Origin of the sequence: Pseudonocardia sp. SID8383, assembly GCF_009864975.1 — a bacterium.
GTDB lineage: Bacteria > Actinomycetota > Actinomycetes > Mycobacteriales > Pseudonocardiaceae > Pseudonocardia > Pseudonocardia alni.
Genome location: NZ_WWFY01000656.1, coordinates 1 through 3,932, shown reverse-complemented (window position 1 = coordinate 3,932; position 3,932 = coordinate 1). Strand labels below are relative to the sequence as shown.

The window sequence follows — 3,932 nt, the reverse complement described above, 5'->3', positions numbered from 1 at the left end:
CGCCGGGCACGTGGACGGCGCGACGCTGCTGCTGGAACCGGGCCGCGCGCTGGTCGCCCCGGCCGGGGTGCTGCGCGCCCGGGTGCTGCGCGTGTCCCGCCGCCCGGGCGTGGACCACCGCCGCTGGGTCTACCTCGACGTCGGCCGCTACCAGGGTCTCGCCGAGACCGAGGGCGAGGCGATCGCCTATCCGCTGCGCGTGCCCGGGCGCAGCGGCCCGCGCGGACCGGTCGTCGTCGCGGGCCCCACCTGTGACGGCGACGACGTCCTCTACCGCCGCACCCCGGTCGCGCTGCCGCTGGACCTGGCCGCGGGCGACGTGGTCGACCTGCTCGGGGCCGGCGCCTACACCTCGAGCTACGCCTCGGTCGGGTTCAACGGGTTCGGCCCGCTGGAGGTGCTCGTCGCGGGGGAGGGGGCGTCGCTCCCACATCCCGGTTAACGTGTCCGGACGTGTCATCCTCCACCTCGCCGATCATGTCCGTGCCCGCCGCCGCGGCCGGAGAACTGCATCCGGCCGTCGGGCTCGGGACGGGCGCACCCGCGCTGCCCAGCACGTCGTCACCGGTCGGCAGACACGTCCTGGCCGAGCTCGGTGGCATCGCCCCCGAGATCCTCGACGACTGCGACCGCCTGCGCAGCGACCTGACCGCCGCGCTGACCGAGGCCGGGGCCCAGGTCCGCCAGGTGGTCGTCGAACGGTTCGAGCCGCAGGGGGCGACCGTCGTCGCGGTCCTGGCCGAGTCGCACGCCTCGATCCACACCTGGCCCGAGCACGGCGGCATGCACGTCGACGTGTTCACCTGCGGCGAGAGCGCCGACCCGGTCGACGCCGTGCGCCGCCTCGCCGAGCGTGTCGGCGCGACCGACACCGCGCTGCAGGTCGTGGACCGCGGCGGCGCCCCGCGCACCGTCACCGAGCCCCTCTCGCCCGGCCTGACCCGGCGCTGGGACCTCGGCCGGGTCCACCACGTCGCGCACACCGGGTTCCAGCACGTCGTGGTCGCCGACACCGCGCACGGCGTCACCCTCTTCTGCGACGACGAGCGCCAGTCCACCGAGCACACCCAGCTCACCTACCACGAGGCGCTGGTGTGGCCCGGCGCCCTGCTGGCCCGCGAGCTGGACCGGGTGCTGATCGTCGGCTCCTCCGAGGGTGTCGCGTCGGAGATGGCGGTCGCTGCCGGTGCGAGCCGGGTCGACCACGTCGACATCGACACCGAGGCCGTCCGGATCTGTGCCGAGCACCTGCCCTACGGCTACACCCCCGAGTCCCTCGCCGCGGCCGAGCGCGGCGACGGCCCGGTGCACCTGACCTACGGCGACGGTCGGCAGTTCGTCCTGGAATCCGACGAGCACTGGGACCTGGTGGTCGTCGACCTGCCCGACGAGCGCCCCGACGAGCCCGACGCCCAGATCAACCGGCTCTACGAGGAGGACTTCGTCCGCGCCTGCGCGCAGCGGCTCACCCCCGGCGGGGTCCTGGTGTTCCAGGCGGGCAGCCCGGCGGTGTGGCGGGACGCGACGCTGCGCTCGGCCTGGCAGCGCTTCGCCGCGGTGTTCGGCGAGACCGGCGGGCGCGGGGTCTACATCGGCTGCGAGGAGCACGAGTGGGCCTTCCTCGCCGGTGTCCGCGAGCCGATGGACGACCCCGGCGCGGTCGCCGCCGGGCGGCTCGCGTCGATGCCGTCGCAGCCGGAGCTCTGGGACGCGACCGCGCTGCGGCACCGCCTGGTGGCACCGCTGTCGCTGCGCAGGCTCACCGACTGAGCGAGCCCCGCCCACGGTGCGTGACGGGCCGGGTCGGACCCGGCCCGTCACGTGCGCCGAACGGGGCGTAACCGGTCGGCGACGATGATCGTTGGTCGGTCAGGACCGGCGTGCCCACGCCGGCGACGTCCGACCGGAGGTCCGAGAGCCCGTGCGCCGTCCCCGTCCGTCCCGGTGGCTCGCCGTGGCGACCATGACCCTGCTGAGCTCGGCGGGGATGAGCGCCCTCGCGCCCGCGCAGGCGGAGGCGCCGACCACGTTCGCCGAGACCACGCTGTCCGCGCGCAACCTCGACACCGCCCCGGTCGGGCGCTTCGTCGCCCTGGGCGACTCCTACGCCGCAGGCCCGCTGGTCCCGGTGCAGCAGGGCACGCCGTCCGGGTGCCTGCGCTCCAACCAGAACTACCCGTCGGTGCTCGCGCGCTCGGCCGGCATCGGCCGCTTCACCGACGTGTCCTGCAGCGGCGCGACGACCGAGGACATGACCGCCCCGCAGCAGGTCCAGGCCGGGCCGAACCCGCCGCAGCTCGACGCCCTCGACGGCTCCGAGTCGCTGGTCACCCTGACCATCGGCGGCAACGACATCGGCTTCTCCGGGATCATCGGCGAGTGCGTGCGCCGCTCCTCGGCGAACCTGTTCGGCGCGGCCTGCAAGGACTTCTACACCGCGGGCGGCACCGACCAGCTCGCCGAGCGGATCGACGACACCGAGTCCAAGGTCTCCGACGTGCTCGCGACGATCCGCGACCGGTCGCCCGCCGCACGGGTCGCCGTCGTCGGGTACCCGTCGATCCTCCCGGACACCGGTCCCGGCTGCTACCCGGTCATCCCGTTCAGCCCGGGCGACACCGCCTACCTGCGCGAGACCGAGAAGAAGCTCAACGCGATGCTGGCCGACGCCGCCCGCGACGCCGGTGTCGACTACGTCGACACCTACACCCCGACCATCGGTCACGACGCCTGCACGCTGCCCGGCGTGAAGTGGGTCGAGGGCCTGGTCCCGACCTCGCCCGCCGCGCCGGTGCACCCCAACGCCCAGGGGATGCGCGCGATGGCCGCGGCCGCCGGTGACGTGCTCGGCATCCGGGTCGCCCGGCCCACCTCGCTGCCGGTCCCGGGGGCGACCAACCCGGTGCCGACCGAGTCGCTGCCGCCGCAGGCCCGCACCGCGAACTGAGGTAGGGACCTCCGGCACGCGGTGCGTGTCAGACTCGCACCGTGACGGGGACGGTCGAGCGGGGACGACGTCTGCCGGTGCCGGCCCGGTGGGGCGAGCTGCGGACGTGGGCGGCCGCGGTCGACCCGGGCCACACCCGGCTGCACCTGGCCTCGGTCGCGACCGCGGCGATGCTGCTGGCCGCGGTCGCCGCGAGCGTGCTGCGTGCTCTGACCGGGCAGCCGATCACGATCGTGCTGTTCTCCGTGGTGCTGGCGATGATCAGCAACCTGGCGGTGAACGAGAACGACCTGCGGCGACGGCGGGTCACCACCGCCCTGATGGTCGTGCCCGCCGCGGCGTCGGCGACGGTGTCCGCGCTGCTGTCGACGAACCGGGTCGCGGCCGACGTCGTGTTCGTCCTGGTCATGATGATCGCCGTCGCGGTCAGGCGGTACGGGCCGCGCGGGGTCGCGCTCGGCATGGCGGCGTTCATGCCGTTCTTCTTCGTGCAGTTCCTGCACGCCGGCCCCGGCGAGCTGCCGTTCCTGCTGGCCGGGGTGGTGATCGGCATCGGCAGCACCTTCCTGCTGCGCTGCCTGGTGTTCACCCGCCGCTCCGAGGCCGTGCTGGACGCGCTGTTCCGGGCGTTCGAGGCGCGGCTGCACGCGCTGCTGCTCACCGCCGTCGAGGCGGTCGAGAACGCCGACGGCGAGCCCGACCTCGACCCGCTGGTGCGCGCCCAGGCCCGGCTCAACGAGACCGCGCTGCTGGTGACCGACCGGCTCGACGACACCGACAGCGGCACCGACACCGGCCCCGACGCCGTGGCCGGGCCCGTCGCGGGCCTGCGGCAGTGGATCATCGACTCCGAGCTCGCCGCCGAACGGGTCGCCATGTCGGTCCGCCGGTCGGTCGAGCACCACGACCCGATCCCCGACGGCGACCGCGCCGAGCTGGCCGAGGGGTTGCGGGCCCTCGCCGCGGCCACCGCCGTCGGGACGCC

The 3,932-nt window shown here is 74.8% G+C and carries 2 protein-coding genes and 2 pseudogenes; all 4 read left to right on the top strand.

Features of this window, described 5'->3' with window-relative positions; all coding sequences use genetic code 11:
- Positions 1-442, top strand: a pseudogene (locus GTW08_RS16205) (type III PLP-dependent enzyme); the annotation flags it as partial.
- Positions 443-453: 11 nt separating this feature from the next.
- Positions 454-1,770: an adenosylmethionine decarboxylase gene (speD, locus tag GTW08_RS16200; RefSeq protein WP_304580069.1), complete on the top strand. Its 1,317-nt coding sequence runs from the start codon at positions 454-456 to the stop codon at positions 1,768-1,770.
- A 193-nt stretch (positions 1,771-1,963) separates the two neighbouring features.
- Positions 1,964-2,947 carry an SGNH/GDSL hydrolase family protein gene (locus GTW08_RS16195; RefSeq protein ID WP_083658470.1) on the top strand — a complete coding sequence of 328 codons (984 nt, stop codon included), beginning with the start codon at positions 1,964-1,966 and terminating at the stop codon, positions 2,945-2,947.
- Positions 2,948-2,988: 41 nt separating this feature from the next.
- Positions 2,989-3,932, top strand: a pseudogene (locus tag GTW08_RS16190) (hypothetical protein); the annotation flags it as partial.